Raw genomic sequence first — 14,836 nt, 5'->3', positions numbered from 1 at the left:
TTGCAATGCTCCATACAAGCTGCCAAAACTACCCAGACCGGAGTGTCGCGACGATCTAGGGCGCCCGTCCATGCATCGTGTTTCACGTGAAACGTCGCTCACTGCTGCAGGGAATCATCAGCCGTGGTCGCGCGGCTGCCGCGAATCGCGACCGCACCGCGCCGTCTCGGAATGCGGACTCCGCACCGTCGGAAGCTGCTGTCGACGCGGATTCATCCACAGGAGAACGGGCCTCGCTGGTTCACGACCCCGAAAGCATGGCAGGCTCTGTTCATTGTGAGCCTGAAGTCGAGGAGAGTGAATCCTTGCGGTCCGACGCCAACATCGCGGGACCGATGACCGATCCGGTCCCCGGTCCCCGTACCGAATCGGCAGGGGACGGTGTTTCACGTGAAACACCACCTCCGATGGACGACACCCCCATCGGTCGCGCCGCGCAGCTTGCGGTGGAGGCGCTTGGTCGAGCGGGCGAAGGGCTGCCACGGCCCGAGCAGACGCGCGTGATGGTGGTCGCCAACCAGAAGGGCGGAGTGGGCAAGACTACGACTACGGTCAACCTTGCCGCCTCGCTCGCCCTGCACGGAGCACGGGTGCTGGTGATCGATCTCGACCCGCAGGGGAATGCCTCTACGGCTCTGGGTATCGATCACCATGCCGAGGTGCCCTCGATCTACGACGTCCTCGTCGAGAGCAAGCCGCTCTCGGAGGTCGTCCAGCCGGTCCCGGATGTGGAGGGGCTGTTCTGCGCTCCGGCCACGATCGACCTGGCCGGTGCAGAGATCGAGTTGGTCTCCCTCGTGGCGCGGGAGAGCCGGCTGCAGCGGGCGATCCAGGGGTACGAGCAGCCCTTGGACTACATCCTGATCGACTGTCCCCCGTCGTTGGGCCTCCTCACGGTGAACGCCCTGGTGGCCGGAGCCGAGGTGCTGATCCCGATCCAGTGCGAGTACTACGCGCTCGAAGGGCTGGGTCAGTTGCTCCGGAACGTCGACCTGGTGCGGGGCCATTTGAACCCCCAGCTGCATGTCTCGACGATCCTCCTCACCATGTACGACGGCAGGACCCGGCTCGCTTCGCAGGTGGCGGAAGAGGTGCGCAGCCACTTCGGCAATGAGGTGCTGCGGACGAGCATCCCGCGGTCGGTGAGAATCTCGGAGGCGCCGAGCTACGGGCAGACGGTGCTCACGTACGATCCGGGCTCCAGTGGCTCGCTCTCGTACCTCGAAGCAGCTCGCGAGATCGCGCTGCGAGGGGTCGGTGTGCAGTACGACCCGCAGTTCCCGCATCTGGCGGGCCAGAACGCTCAGCAGGAACAGCACAGCATGTCGGAGGGGATGCAGTGAGTGAACGACGTAGAGGACTGGGCAGGGGGCTCGGCGCGCTGATCCCCGCGGCTCCGCAGGGCTCGGGCAACGGCACGGTCCCGGCAGTGGGCGTGGGGACCACCTCACCGGCCGCGGTTCCGACCATCGCGCCGGACCGCGGGGTGGCGGCGGCCACGGTCGCCACGCTGCCGGCGAGCGGGGTTTCACGTGAAACGGAGGCGCCTTCCCCGGACGAGTCGGTTGCGGCTCTGGTGGAGGAGCAGCCGGGTGGAGCCCACTTCGCCGAGTTGCCTCTCGACTCCATTACGCCGAACCCCCGGCAGCCGCGTGAGGTCTTCGACGAGGACGCGCTGGCGGAGCTTGTCACCTCCATCGAGGAGGTCGGCCTCCTCCAGCCGGTCGTCGTACGGCAGCTGGCGCCGGAGCGCTACGAGCTGATCATGGGCGAGCGCCGGTGGCGGGCCTGCCGTGAGGCCGGCCTCGAGCGGATCCCCGCGATCATCCGGGCAACGGACGACGACAAGCTCCTGCTCGACGCGCTGCTGGAGAACCTGCACCGGGCGCAGCTGAACCCGCTGGAGGAAGCCGCAGCCTACGACCAGCTCCTCAAAGACTTCAACTGCACCCACGATCAGCTGGCGGACCGCATCGGGCGCTCCCGCCCGCAGGTCTCCAACACGCTGCGGCTGCTCAAACTGTCCCCGTCTGTGCAGCGGCGGGTCGCTGCAGGGGTGCTCTCGGCAGGACACGCTCGTGCTCTGCTGTCGGTGGAGGATTCCGAGGAGCAGGACCGGCTCGCGCATCGGATCGTGGCCGAGGGGCTGTCGGTTCGAGCGGTCGAGGAAATCGTGACGCTGATGGGGCCCAGGCCCAGCAGCTCCCTGAAGCCCAAGGGTCCGCGGGCCGGTACCCGCGTGTCGCCTGCGCTCACCGACCTCGCATCACGGCTGTCGGACCGCTTCGAGACCCGGGTGAAGGTGGATCTGGGACAGAAGAAGGGAAAGATCGTCGTCGAGTTCGCTTCGATAGAGGATCTGGAGCGGATCCTGGGCTCGCTCGCTCCCGGCGAGGGCCGGGTGCTGGAGCAGAGTCTTTCCAAGGAGGCTGCGGAGGCCGCGGAGTCTGCCGAGGCCGGGGAAGCGGAGGGGGACGGCGAGTACTGATTCCCCTGGTTCCTCCTGAGTCGAGGGCGGGCCATCGTGCCGGATCGTGACGGCCGGGACTCTCCTGGGGTCCCCGTCACCGGGACACGGCCCGCCCTTTGCTTTATCGCGGTATCAGTGCAATCGCGACGTGGATACGATGCGTTCGGGTATGGCGCATCCACGTGGAGACACCTCATTTGGAGGAGCGGGCCATGCGATCGGTGAGCCGCGCGGGACTGTTGGCCGCAGGATTGAGCCTAGGGGCAGTCGGCGGGTTCGTCGGCAGTCTCATCAGGGAGCGCGGAGCGCTGGCAGCCGCCCGAGGGGCGGCAGGCGATGGAAGTGAGGAACAGGCTGCATGGGGCGTCGGCTCGTACCGCTCACACTGGACAACCTTCCGGACATTCCCAAGCGCTGCCGGTCGTGCGTCTTCTGGGAGCTCGATCCGGTCAGCGGCGAAGCCGCAGTAAAGGCGGGCCGTCCGGAGCTGGAGAAGGAAGCCTGGATTTCGGCGGTGCTTCTCGAGTGGGGATCCTGCGGCCGCGTCGTTTACGTCGACGAGGTGCCGGTGGGGTTCGTCTTGTACGCCCCGCCCGCCTACGTGCCGCGGTCCACGGCCTTTCCCACCAGCCCGGTGTCACCAGACGCGGTGCAGCTAATGACGGGCTGGATCATGCCGGGTTACCAGGGGCAGGGTCTCGGCCGCGTCATCGTGCAGACGGTTGCCAAGGATCTTCTTCGCCGGGGATTCAAGGCGATCGAGGCCTTCGGTGATGCCCGGTGGAAGGAGCCCGCGTGCGTGCTCCCCGCCGAGCATCTGCTGGCCGTGGGATTCAAGACCGTACGTCCGCACCACCGGTTCCCCAGGCTGCGGCTTGAACTGCGGACCACGATCTCCTGGAAGGAGGACGTGGAGCTGGCGCTGGACCGGTTGCTCGGTGCGGTCCAGAAGGAGCCCGCTCTCCGGCCTCTGTAGCCTTCCGGATGCGTACTGCAGAAACGCGAACAGGCCCGCCCCTCCAGGGGCGGGCCTGTTTCACGTGAAACGTGGAACCGTCAGCCGATGAAGTCCTCGAGGTCGCGGAGGATCGCGGCCTTCGGCTTGGCGCCGACGATGGTCTTGGCCACCTCGCCGTGCTGGTAGACGTTCAGCGTCGGGATGGACATGACGCCGTACTTGGCCGCCGTCCCCGGGTTCTCGTCGATGTTGAGCTTGACGATCTCGATCTTGTCGCCGTGCTCGGCGGCGATGGCCTCCAGGGAGGGAGCGATCTGGCGGCACGGGCCGCACCAGGCTGCCCAGAAGTCGACGAGGACGGGCTTGTCGCTCTTGAGGACATCCTCATCGAAGGTTGCGTCGGTCACGTTCTTGAGGGCGCCGGCCATGGCGATCTCCTAATTCGTTGATGCGTGAGGAAGGTCAGTATCAGAGGGCCGCTGCGGCCTTTTCCGGCTCGGCGGGCCGGGTGTCGCTGAGAGCCGCCAGGTACCGCTCGGCGTCCAGAGCGGCGGCACAGCCGGTGCCGGCAGCGGTGACGGCCTGGCGGTAGGTGTGGTCCACGACGTCACCTGCGGCGAAGACCCCGATGAGGTTGGTCCGGGTCGAGGGAGCGTCGACCTTGAGGTAGCCCTCGGCGTCGAGGTCCAGCTGGCCCTTGAACAGCTCGGTGCGCGGGTCATGTCCGACGGCGATGAACAGGCCGGTGACTGGGAGCTCTGAAAGCTCGCCCGTCTTGGTGTTCCGCAGGGTCAGACCGGAGAGCTTCTGGTCGCCGTGGATCTCGGCGACCTCGCTGTCCCAGGCGAAGGAGATCTTCGGGTCGGCGAAGGCGCGCTCCTGCATCGCCTTCGAGGCACGCAGGGCGTCCCGGCGGTGCACGACGGTGACGGACTTGGCGAAGCGGGAGAGGAAGGTCGCCTCCTCCATCGCGGTGTCGCCACCACCCACCACAGCGATGTCCTGGTCCTTGAAGAAGAAGCCGTCGCAGGTGGCGCACCAGGAGACACCGCGGCCGGAGAGCTCGTCCTCGCGGGGCAGGCCCAGCTTGCGGTGCTGCGAGCCCGTGGTCACGATCACGGCCTTGGCGCGGTGGACCGTGCCGGCAGAGTCGGTGACGGTCTTGATCTCGCCCGTGAGGTCCACGGCAACGACGTCATCCGCGATGAGCTCGGCTCCGAAGCGCTCGGACTGGGCCCGCATGTTGTCCATCAGGTCCGGACCCATGATGCCGTCGCGGAAGCCGGGGAAGTTCTCCACATCGGTGGTGTTCATCAGTGCACCGCCAGCGGTGACGGCACCCTCGAAAACGAGAGGCTTCAGGGAGGCGCGCGCGGTGTACAGCGCCGCGGTGTAACCCGCCGGCCCGGAGCCGATGATGATCACGTTACGGACGTCGCTCACGGGTGTCTTCCTCGTCTCTGCCGACTGCTGGGTGGTCCTAGCGGGACTCTCATCCCACCCAACGGATCCTACGGGGCCGGCATTCCCGGAGCCCTCACTGCACGCCGCGTCGCTCAACCGCGCTTGTACACGTCCTTCAACAGCACATCGCCGGGACTCTGCGGCGAGGTCCCCGTACAGGCGGAGTCGACGACATAGACATCGACTCGAGCGGGATCGGAGACCCGCGGGAGCACGACGAGGTAGGCGGCCGTGCCCTCATACGTGATCTGGTCGGCCGCGATCGGGGCGTCGGTGCGCCCGATTCCCGCGCGCACGCACGAGGGCACGGTGGCGCCGCTCCCCCGCATGGTGGTGTTGGGGCTGGACTGGGAACCCACCTCGCCGTCAGGAGCCGAGGGACCGCGCTTGGTGTCCGCGTCGTCGAGCAGGCGCTGCACCCGCGGCGCGAGCCCACTGGCCGCCAGCTCGGCATCCTCCTTCGTGTCGGCCCTGTCCGCCATGGTGGAGCCCGTCGAGGAGTCGGACGGGGAATCGACGGCCTCGACGATCACGCCTCCGAGCCCGATGGCCGCGAGCGCGCATGCCGTACCGAAGACCGCCGTGCGCCAGCTACGCCTGCTGCGAGTTCGGCGGCCCGGGCCGGTGGACGCGCTTGGGCGTCCTTCAGGGCGATGCGCGGACCGCGGTGTACGCGACCCGGTCGTGGTTTCACGTGAAACGAGCGTGGCCGCGTCTGTCTCGCCGACGGGTTCCGCTGCGGCCTCGGTTTCACGTGAAACAGTGACGGGCGCCGTCGAGTCCAGAAGGGCCTCTGCGGCGAGAGCGGCATCGATGCGTCCTGCGATATCCGCAGGCATCCGCGTAGGGCCGGGCAAGGTGCCGAGCAGTCCGCGGATCTTGTCGAGAGAAGCCCGGACATCCGTGCACAGCTCGCAGGCCGCCAGATGGTCGCGTACCTCGGTTGTGCGGTCCGGTGGCAGGAGGCCCTCTGTCAGTGCGGAAATCTCCGCGACATCCGGATGCTGGTCCGTGCCGGTCGAGGATGTCACGCTCGCCCACCTCCGCCCTTCACGGCATCTGTGCCCCTCGGTCCTGCCGCTGGGACGGATGTCCCCTGCGTCCGGTTCCTTCCCCCGCCCGTGTCCGGACTATCCCCGCCATCGCTGCGTAGATGCTCGACCAGGGGGAGCAGTCTCGCCCGGCCTCGAGCGCAGCGGCTCTTCACCGTCCCTGTGGGGACATCGAGGACGTCGGCGGCCTCGGCAACGGGATATCCCTGCATGTCGACCAGGACGAGGGCCGCGCGCTGCTCTGCCGGGAGGGTGGCGAGCGCCTTCAGTAGTTCGCGGTGCAGATCGCGGCGCTCGGCCGGCGCGGCGGCGGACTCGTGGGGCTCCAGGAGCTGCTCGAGGCGTTCTGTCTCGGCGACCGGGGAGGTGCGGCGGGAGGCGGCCTTACGAGCCCGGTCGAGGCAGGCGTTGACGGTGATCCGGTGCAGCCAGGTCGTCACGGCCGACTGGCCGCGGAAGGAGTGGGCGGCGCGGTAGGCCGAGACGAGTGCGTCCTGGACGGCGTCGGCGGCCTCCTCCCGGTCGCCGAGCGTGCGCAGGGCTACGGCCCACAGGCGGTCACGATGGCGCCGGACTATCTCGCCGAAGGCCTCCGGGTCCCCCGCTACGTGGCGGGCGAGGAGCTCCTGGTCGCTTGCGGCGCCGCGTATGGCGTCCTCCAACGTCGGGCCCTCCCCTTCGCCTGTGCTGTCGCCGGTCAGCCCGTGATCTTGATCTCCGAGATCCCGCCACGGAACCCGTTGGCCGATCCGTCCGAGGGGAGCTCGGTGACGTGGATCAGTACGTATCGTGTCCGCACGGACTTGTCGAGGGCGGCCTTCAGAGTCCCTCCGCTACTCTCCGGCTTCGTGAGCTGCTGAGAGAAGTCGTCGAGCGACGACGGCGCCGCCGTGGAGGCGTCCGCAGCAAGCACCTCGACCTTCTGGCCGGGGCGGTACATGTGGATCTCGAGGCCGGACACGTCCTTGACGTCGCCCAGGTCGACGATGAGACCGCTGCCCTGCTGCCGCTGCGAGAGGTTGCCGAAGTTCGCGTAGCCCTCGTACCGAGGCGTCACCCAGGCCGTGCCCGTGTCACCGTCCACGGCGTTGCCGACCTTCTCCGCCGCCACCGGGGATGCCAGCGGCGAGAACTCGTCCGCGTCCTCGATCTGGAGCGGCCTCCCGAGATCCTTCTTCTTCCCGGCGTCGCCCCCTCCGGACGGCTGTGAGTCGCCCGAGTCGTCGGTCCTGCTCTCGCGGTCCATCAGGGTGTCTGCCAGCTGCCAGCTGCCGAGCCCCAGCGCCGCGATGAGCAGAGCGGCGACGGTCCACTTGAGCACCTGCCCGGTGCGGCTCTGGAAGGGCGACGGCGGCACCGGAGCGGGGCGGGAGGGGGAAGCCGGGCCCGGGCGGCTCACGGGCTGCCTGTAGGCGCCCTGCTGGTACGCCGTGGGCTGGTACGCGGGCGTGGCGAAGGAGGGCTCCGGCGGGCGGATGCGCGGCAGCGTCGCGACCGCCTTGGCCAGCTCCTCCGGGGTGGTGCAGGGCTGCTCCTGACGAGACGGAGTGGCGCCCTCGTTCACCAGGGCGCGCATCGCGAGGTCCGCGAGGCCCCGGTGGACGCCTGCCCGCACCTGGTCGGGCCGGATTAGCCCGACGCCCTTGGGCAGGCCGGACAGACCGTATGCGTTCCCCTCGTAGGGCCAGCGCTGCGTCAGCGCGGCGTACAGCAGTGCGCCGATCGCCTCGGTGTCGGTGCGCTGGGGCTGATCGGCGCTGATGCCGCGGAGCGCAGCCATCACCGCGAGGCCGCGGATGCGGTACTGACCGGACTCGGTGCGCAGAACGGAGCTGGGGGTCAGACGCAGGTGCGCGAGTCCCTCACGGTGTGCGGCGGACATCGCCTGGGACACCTGGCTGACGAGCTGATACGCCTCGTGCGCCTCGAGCGGTCCTGAGGCGAGCACGGTGGTGAGCTCGGTCGCGTCCGGAAGCCACTCGTGGACGACGTAGACCAGGTCGTTCTCCTCGACCGCGTCGAGGACCTGAACGAAGCGGGGGTCGCCGAGGAGGGCCGCGGAACGGGCCGCGGCGAGGACCGGTCGGGCCCGCGGGTGGTCGGCGGGCAGGACATGGACTCCTACGGCGCGCCGGAGCTTCTCGTCGACGGCGCGCCAGCTGCTGAATCCGTCCAGACGGGTGACGCACTCCTCGAGGCGATAGCGTCTGGCGAGTTTGTGGCCACTATGGAGTTCCGGGGGTTCCACGTCGGGCACAGGGCCTTTGGCGCTCGCGGCGCCCTCGGCCTCGCTCGTGCTCCGAGTCGTGCCGGTGTCCGCGGTTTCCGCGTCCGTCCCCGGCGTTTCCTGGGCGTCCGCCCCGTCGGCCGTGGCCTTGTCCGCCTGGGCGGTCAGCGGCTCTTCGCCGCTGGTGTCTGCCACGTCGACGGCAGCTGTGCTCCGTTCCGCCACCGTCGTTCCTGCCTCCCCATCCGTTGCACGCTCTCGCACCACAGCAAAGACAATTGTGCCCACAGTCCGCCGCTATGCACGACACACGGTGGCGGCCGATGGTTGTGCTCGGTCAGCGACCCAGGCGGCCCCGGACCATACCGACCATGGCGGTCAGTTCCTCGATGCGCATGCGCCTGGCCGCAGCGTAGAAGACACCGAGGAGAACCATCCCGCCGCCGACCAGCGCGACCAGGGAGCCCACGGCGCCGCTCCCGAGGGCCTGGGTGACGCCATAGGCCGCCCCTCCGGCGGCCAGCGCGGCCGGCACGCTGGCGCCCGTCAGGCGGGCGTACGTGCGCAGGACGTGTGAGCCGTCCAGATCGCCGCCCAGCTGCACGCGCAGCCTCTTCCAGGCGACGCCCACACCGATCGCGTACGCGAGTCCGTAGGAGGCGGCCATGCCCACGACGGCCCAGCGGGAGGGGAGAAGGACGAAGCAGAGACCGGAGGCGGCGGCGTTGACGGCCGCGACGATCACGGTGTTGTAGAACGGCGTTCTCGTGTCCTCGTAGGCGTAGAAGCCACGCAGCACGACGTACTGCACCGAGTACGGGATCAGGCCGAGACCGAAGGCCATCAGCACGTAGCCGATGTTGCGGGCGCCCTCCTCGCCGGAGCCCGCGTACAGCAGGGTCGTCATCGGGACGGCGAGGGCGAGGAACGCGAAGGCGCACGGCACGATCGCGACCGCCGAGGTCCTCAGGCCGTAGGAGATGTCGTCACGGACCGCCGAGGCGTCCTCGTCGTGGGCCGCGCGCGAAATGCGTGGCAGCACCGCGGTCATCACGGAGACGGTGATGATGGCCTGCGGCATCTGCCACAGGAGCAGCGCGTAGTTGTAGGCGGTGATGCCGGTGCCGGTGTAGCCCTCGCCCTCCGCGACCGAGCCGGCCCAGGTGGCGAGCTGGAGCACGACGATCATGCCGAGCTGGTTGGCGAGGACGAAGAGGAAGGTCCACTTGGCCAGGCCCAGCGCCTTTCCGAGGCCGTGGCCGCGCCAGTCGAAGCGCGGACGGATGCGGAAGCCCGCGTCCCGCAGGTAGGGGATCATCGCCAGGGCCTGGACGGTGAGGCCGAGCAACGTGCCGATGCCCAGCAGCCGGATGCCCTCGGGGGTGACCGTCGCCGCGCTGACACCGGTCGACGTGAAGCCGCCGAAGGCCCAGATGAAGGCGCCGAACGTGGCAATCACGACGATGTTGTTCAGGACGGGGGTCCACATCATCGCCCCGAAGCGGCCCCGCGCGTTGAGGATTTGGCCGAGCACCACGTGCACGCCCATGAAGAACATGGTGGGCAGGCAGTAGCGGGCGAAGGCGACCGCCACCTCCATGTGGGCCGGGTCGGAGGCGAACTTCGTCGACAGCATGCGGATGAGGACCGGGGCGGCCAGCACGCAGACGGTGGTGACACCGGCCAGCAGGACCACGACCAGGGTCAGCAAACGGTTGGCGTAGGCCTCGCCACCGTCGTCGTCGTCCTTCATGGCCCGCACCAGCTGCGGGATGAAGACCGCGTTGAGGGCTCCGCCGCCGACCAGGATGTAGATCATCGTCGGCAGGGTGTTGGCGACTTGGTACGTGTCGTTGAGCGTTCCCACGCCGATCGCCGCCGCCATGACGAGGGTGCGCAGGAATCCGGTGATGCGCGAGACGATCGTGCCGGCGGCCATGAGCGCGCTGGACTTCAGGATGCTGCCGGCCCGGCCGCCCGAGCGCTTGGGGGCCGGTGCGGGAGTCGGCTTCCGGGGCTCCGGCGGCTTCGGCGCCTGAGGCACCGCCTCGGTGAGCGGCTCGGCCGGTGGCGTCGGCGCGGGCGGAGTCTGGGGGGTCCGTGGCGCCTCGTACGGCTGCTGCTGGTCGCGGAAGAGATGCGCGAAGGCGTCCTGCTGTGCGGGTCTCTGGTCCGCTGCCGGTCCGACGAGGCCGTCCACGCCCACGTACTGCGTCGTCGCGGCGTCGTCGCCGTAGGGCAGGTGGTGCGACGGGCCCTCCGGCTCAGGGGGCGGGGTCGGCGCCCACAGCCGCGGATCCGGGGCGTGCGCCGGCGCCGGGGGCTGCCCGTAGAGGGGCCGGGGGCCCGGGTACGCCCCGGGGGGCGGCGGAGGGTGCGCAGAGCGGTCGTAGAGCGCCTCGGTGACCGGGTCCTGCGCCGCGGGGTCCTGGGCGCTGTACGGGTCGTAGGCGTAGGCGTCCTGGACGTACGGATCTGCAGGAGGGGACGGCGGTGTGTGGCCCGCCGGGTCACTGCCCGGGCTCTGGCCACGGTCACCGTCGTACGGCGCGTTCATCGCTACCCCACCTCATCGTCCGCGGCCGGCCGGCCCCGACTTCGCTCAACGGTCCACTTTCTCACCCTTACCGGATGCGTCGCCGCTTTCCGGTCCGGTGTCCGGTGTCACGTCACCCTGCTGCCCGGAACCGGTTTCCGGCTCCTGCGGCTCCGGACCCTCCGGCGCCGGATCTTCTGTCCCGGGGCCTTCCGGTGCAGTATCGGGGGAATCCGCGTCGTCCGCGGCCTCGCGGGCGGTGGCCCGCTTGCGCTGCGTGTACATCCGGATGCCGGCGAGAACGAGGAGCAGGACGCCGCCGGCGATGACGAGCATCACGGTGGATGTGATTTCGGTGACCTTCACCCGGAATGTCATCGAGTCACCGTAGGGAGTGCCGTCGTCCGTGTAGAGCTGGGCGGTCACCCACACCGTGCCGTTCGCATTGGCCGTGGTGTCGAACTTCACCGACTGGCTGTGCCCGCCCTCGACCTTGATCGCCTGCTGCTCGTCGACCTCGAGCCGGTTCGGCTGGCCGGAGGTGAGCACCAGTTTCATGCCCTCGATCCCCTGGACCAGGTTGTTCTGCACGGTCACCGGGATCGTCGCGCTGCGCCCGGACAGGGTCTGCGGCGACTTCTGGACAAGCTGAATGCTCTGGCTGAGGTCGGTGAGGTAACCCTTTACGGAGCTCCGGTAGTCGGCGGCGCCCCGGGCGTCGCCGCGCCAGGAGGTGGACATCCCACGCATGATCGCATTGCCGACAGGCGTCACCACACGGTCCGGCTGGGAGAGGATCACCTGGAAGCGCTCGAGCGAGCTCTGCGTCCGCTGGACCTCAACGAAGCCTTCCGTGGGCAGCTCCTGCTTGCGCAGTGAGCCGGGGTAGGAGCCGGTGTCCGGCACCCGGGTGGTGGCCGCCTGATCAGGCTTCGCCTTGGCCGCGTCGCCCAGGTCCAGCGCCTCGGTCCAGCGCTCGCCGTCGAGCCCGGCCATCGCCTCGGCCATCGTCCGCGCCTGGCTCGCGGTGGGAATGCGCTGCGGGGCGATCACGATGCTCCGCCGCTTCTCGGGCGCCTGCATGGTGACCATGAGCGTCTGGGCGAGGAACTCCTGCACGGCGAGCGTCGAGCCCTCCGCACGCGACAGATCGCCCTGGAAGGCCGTGGAGAGGCGGGCATCCGCCACCACCGCCGTATTGCCACGGCCGATCGGACGGGCCGCCGTGGGGCTGTAGGGGAGGCCTCCGGTCTCGCGGAGGCTGTCGCTTCGGGTGATCACGTTGTGCGCACCTGCGGAGGTGGCGACGTCGACCACCGAGGAGTCGATCGCGCCGTTCACAGGCCAGGCGAAGTCGGTACGGGGCTTGGTGCCCAGGATCGTTTCCACGGTCCTGGAGGCAAGGTCGGTGGCGGACTTGAGGTGGCCGAGCGCGCCGGACACGTCCTTCCCGCGGTGGGCGAGGGAGGCGAGGTCGGGATCGGCGAAGGGCAGCGACACGATCTCACGGCCGTCCACCGCGTCCTGGAGGTCCATGAGCCACTGCTTGGCGACGGTCTGGTTCCTGCCCGCGGTGGTCGTGCCGTCGGACTTCATGACCTTGTAGTTCTTCGTCATGGCCTCGACCGTCGCCAGCAGGTCCGGGTCGACCACCCAGGTCACCGGCAGGTCCTTGCCGAGCGCGACCATCTGCTGCAGGCGCCCGCCGGGCGCGAGCTCGGAAGCGAGGGAGTCGTCGCGGAAGATCCGCGTCTGCTCTTGATCCGAGTCTGTCCGCGCCGTGAGGTGGGCGGAGGAGATCAGCGGCCAGAGGAAGCTGACCTGCGTCTTCCGGTCAGCCGCCGAGGGCTGCCAGGGCAGGAAGGTCCGCTCGATGCCGAGCACCTGCTCGTACTGCCTGCTCTGGGTCTGTCCCGAGAGCGCGACACCGAGCTGATAGATCCCGTCGCTGCCGAGGTCCAGGTCCTCCACGGGGACGCTCAGGCTGAAGTTCCGTGTCGAGCCGGCCAGCAGCTTGTCGACGTCGATGGTGTGCTTGCCGCCGACCTCCTGCCCGTCGGCGCCGTAGGCGAACCCAGTGCGCTTGGCGGCGCTGTCGATCGCGCTGCGGCTGTTGAGGGTGGGGCCGAGCCGCAGTCCGACATGGGCGTCGGTGATCGTGGAGCGACCGTTGTTCGTGACGGTTCCCGTGACCGTGACCGTGTCGTCATCGGTCGGGGCGGTCGGCGTGAGCGAGTTGATCGATACGTCCACGGTGCGCGAGCCGGTGCCGTTCGGCTCGGCGTCCGCCGGGGGCGCGGCAGGGATCTGCAGCAGTCCGGCGAGCAGCGGCACTCCCACCAGGACGGCGGCAGTGCGCCGCAGCCACCGGCGGGCAGGAGCGGATCGCGTTCGCTGGAACTGTGCCGCCTCGGCCACGCGCTTGCCCGTCCCTCATCGTCGTCAGTGGTGGTCGTCGATTGTGCGTCCACGCATGGTAACGAGACCCGCTGGGGCGAAGTGCTGGGGAGTGCTCGACATGATCGGACCGGAGCCACGGCGTACGGGAATCGAGGACGCTCCCGGCTGCTGGGCCACGTACCCTGTTCTGTTGTGCCGAACGCCAACCATGACAGTCGTATCCCGCAGGCCTCGCAGACCACCCAGCCGGTCAGCGAGCTCAGTCAGGCGCAGCGCCGGGCCGTGAGCGAACTGCTGCGGGTGTCCCCCGTCGCCGACGACCTCGCCCGCCGCTTCCGGGAGGCAGGTCACACGCTTGCCCTGGTCGGCGGTTCCGTACGGGACGCGCTGCTCGGCAGGCTCGGCAACGACCTCGACTTCACGACGGATGCCCGGCCCGAGGACGTACTGAAGATCGTGCGGCCGTGGGCTGACAGTGTGTGGGAGGTCGGCATCGCCTTCGGGACCGTCGGCTGCATGCGGCGGACCCGGAGTGGTGGCGAGGTGCGGGAGTACCAGATCGAGGTGACGACCTACCGGTCCGAGGCGTACGACCGGTCGTCGCGGAAGCCCGAGGTGTCCTACGGCGACTCGATCGAGGAGGACCTTGTCCGCCGGGACTTCACGGTCAACGCGATGGCGGTCGCGCTGCCGGAGAAGGAGTTCATCGACCCGCACGGCGGCCTGGAGGACCTCGCGTCCCGCGTACTGCGGACCCCGGGTGCCCCGGAGGACTCGTTCTCGGACGACCCGCTGCGGATGATGCGTGCCGCGCGGTTCGCCGCGCAGCTGGATTTCGAGGTCGCGCCCGAGGTCGTCAGGGCGATGACGGCGATGGCGGACCGTATCCAGATCGTCTCCGCGGAGCGGGTGCGTGATGAGTTCAACAAGCTCATCGTTTCCCCTCACCCCCGCAAGGGCCTGAAGCTGTTGGTCGGCACGGGGCTGGCGGACTACTTCCTGCCGGAGCTCCCGGCTCTGCGGCTGGAGCGTGACGAGCACCACCGCCACAAGGACGTCTATGAGCACTCGCTGACGGTGCTGGATCAGGCCATCGGGCTCGAGGAGGGCGAGCCGGACCTGGTGCTGCGGCTGGCCGCGCTGCTCCATGACATCGGCAAGCCGAAGACGCGGCGCTTCGAGAGCGACGGCCGGGTCTCCTTCCACCACCACGAGGTGGTCGGGGCGAAGATGACCAAGTCGCGGATGGCCAAGCTGAAGTACCCCAACGATGTCGTGAAGGACGTCTCGCGGCTTGTGGAGCTGCATCTGCGCTTCCATGGCTACGGGACGGGCGAGTGGACGGACGCCGCAGTGCGCCGGTACGTACGGGATGCGGGGCCGCTGCTGGACCGGCTGCACAAGCTGACCCGCTCGGACTGCACCACGCGGAACAAGCGGAAGGCGGCGGCGCTCTCGCGGGCGTACGACGGTCTCGAGGAGCGGATCGCGCGGCTGAAGGAGCAGGAGGAGCTGGACGCGATCCGGCCGGACCTCGACGGCAACGAGATCATGGAGATCCTCGGCGTGAAGCCCGGACCGGTGGTCGGCAAGGCGTACAAGCATCTGCTGGAGCTGCGGCTGGAGCACGGACCGATGCAGCGGGATGACGCTGTAGCGGCGCTCAAGGAATGGTGGGCCGCGCAGGTCTGACGCCGGGCGCCGCCTTGGGGGCCCATGTTTCACGTGA

At 69.2% G+C, this 14,836-nt stretch carries 11 protein-coding genes; 4 read left to right on the top strand and 7 right to left on the bottom strand.

The genetic code is table 11. The features are described 5' to 3' along the window. Positions 1-257: 257 nt before the first annotated feature. From ACTWQC_RS14870 to ACTWQC_RS14860, 3 genes are all read left to right on the top strand, one after another. On the top strand, positions 258-1,343 hold the full coding sequence (locus ACTWQC_RS14870) for a ParA family protein (protein WP_443316236.1): 1,086 nt from the start codon (positions 258-260) through the stop codon (positions 1,341-1,343). Next, positions 1,340-2,488, top strand: a complete 1,149-nt coding sequence (locus ACTWQC_RS14865) for a ParB/RepB/Spo0J family partition protein (protein WP_443316137.1) — start codon at positions 1,340-1,342, stop codon at positions 2,486-2,488. Before ACTWQC_RS14870 ends, ACTWQC_RS14865 begins: the two co-directional genes overlap by 4 nt. A gap of 340 nt (positions 2,489-2,828) precedes the next feature. Beyond that, positions 2,829-3,446 carry a GNAT family N-acetyltransferase gene (locus tag ACTWQC_RS14860; RefSeq protein WP_443316136.1) on the top strand — a complete coding sequence of 206 codons (618 nt, stop codon included), beginning with the start codon at positions 2,829-2,831 and terminating at the stop codon, positions 3,444-3,446. Between the two features lie 80 nt (positions 3,447-3,526). On the opposite strand, the gene trxA is transcribed toward ACTWQC_RS14860, so the two are convergent. From trxA to ACTWQC_RS14825, 7 genes are all read right to left on the bottom strand, one after another. Continuing rightward, complete coding sequence (trxA, locus tag ACTWQC_RS14855) at positions 3,527-3,856, bottom strand: thioredoxin (RefSeq protein WP_443316135.1); 330 nt, start codon at positions 3,854-3,856, stop codon at positions 3,527-3,529. A 40-nt stretch (positions 3,857-3,896) separates the two neighbouring features. Continuing rightward, complete coding sequence (gene trxB / locus ACTWQC_RS14850; RefSeq protein WP_443316134.1) at positions 3,897-4,871, bottom strand: thioredoxin-disulfide reductase; 975 nt, start codon at positions 4,869-4,871, stop codon at positions 3,897-3,899. Positions 4,872-4,984: 113 nt separating this feature from the next. Next, positions 4,985-5,425, bottom strand: a complete 441-nt coding sequence (locus tag ACTWQC_RS14845; protein WP_443316133.1) for a hypothetical protein — start codon at positions 5,423-5,425, stop codon at positions 4,985-4,987. A 494-nt stretch (positions 5,426-5,919) separates the two neighbouring features. Beyond that, positions 5,920-6,606, bottom strand: a complete 687-nt coding sequence (sigM, locus tag ACTWQC_RS14840; protein ID WP_443316132.1) for an RNA polymerase sigma factor SigM — start codon at positions 6,604-6,606, stop codon at positions 5,920-5,922. Between the two features lie 35 nt (positions 6,607-6,641). After that, the gene (locus ACTWQC_RS14835; RefSeq protein WP_443316131.1) at positions 6,642-8,396 is read right to left on the bottom strand and encodes a serine/threonine protein kinase; all 1,755 of its coding nucleotides are present in this window, start codon (positions 8,394-8,396) and stop codon (positions 6,642-6,644) included. A gap of 112 nt (positions 8,397-8,508) precedes the next feature. Continuing rightward, entirely contained in the window at positions 8,509-10,728 is a 2,220-nt protein-coding gene (gene murJ, locus ACTWQC_RS14830; protein WP_443316130.1) for a murein biosynthesis integral membrane protein MurJ, read from the bottom strand. Positions 10,729-10,773: 45 nt separating this feature from the next. Next, positions 10,774-13,125, bottom strand: coding sequence for a DUF6049 family protein (locus ACTWQC_RS14825; protein ID WP_443316129.1), 2,352 nt, complete (start codon positions 13,123-13,125; stop codon positions 10,774-10,776). A 174-nt stretch (positions 13,126-13,299) separates the two neighbouring features. Between ACTWQC_RS14825 and ACTWQC_RS14820 the strand changes: the two genes are divergently transcribed. Continuing rightward, positions 13,300-14,799, top strand: a complete 1,500-nt coding sequence (locus ACTWQC_RS14820; RefSeq protein WP_443316128.1) for a CCA tRNA nucleotidyltransferase — start codon at positions 13,300-13,302, stop codon at positions 14,797-14,799. Positions 14,800-14,836: the final 37 nt, after the last annotated feature.

This window comes from Streptomyces sp. 8N616, from assembly GCF_052246385.1.
Taxonomy (GTDB): domain Bacteria; phylum Actinomycetota; class Actinomycetes; order Streptomycetales; family Streptomycetaceae; genus Streptomyces.
Note: the sequence above shows the minus strand (reverse complement) of the source record. Positions and strands in the feature narration are given on the sequence as shown.

What these genes read in the sequence shown, in the direction of transcription:
- ACTWQC_RS14870 (WP_443316236.1), top strand. Translation starts at nt 258, where the DNA reads ATGGCAGGCTCTGTTCATTGTGAGCCTGAAGTCGAGGAGAGTGAATCC.
- ACTWQC_RS14860 (WP_443316136.1), top strand. Translation starts at nt 2,829, where the DNA reads ATGGGGCGTCGGCTCGTACCGCTCACACTGGACAACCTTCCGGACATT.
- trxA (WP_443316135.1), bottom strand. Translation starts at nt 3,856, where the DNA reads ATGGCCGGCGCCCTCAAGAACGTGACCGACGCAACCTTCGATGAGGAT.
- murJ (WP_443316130.1), bottom strand. Translation starts at nt 10,728, where the DNA reads ATGAACGCGCCGTACGACGGTGACCGTGGCCAGAGCCCGGGCAGTGAC.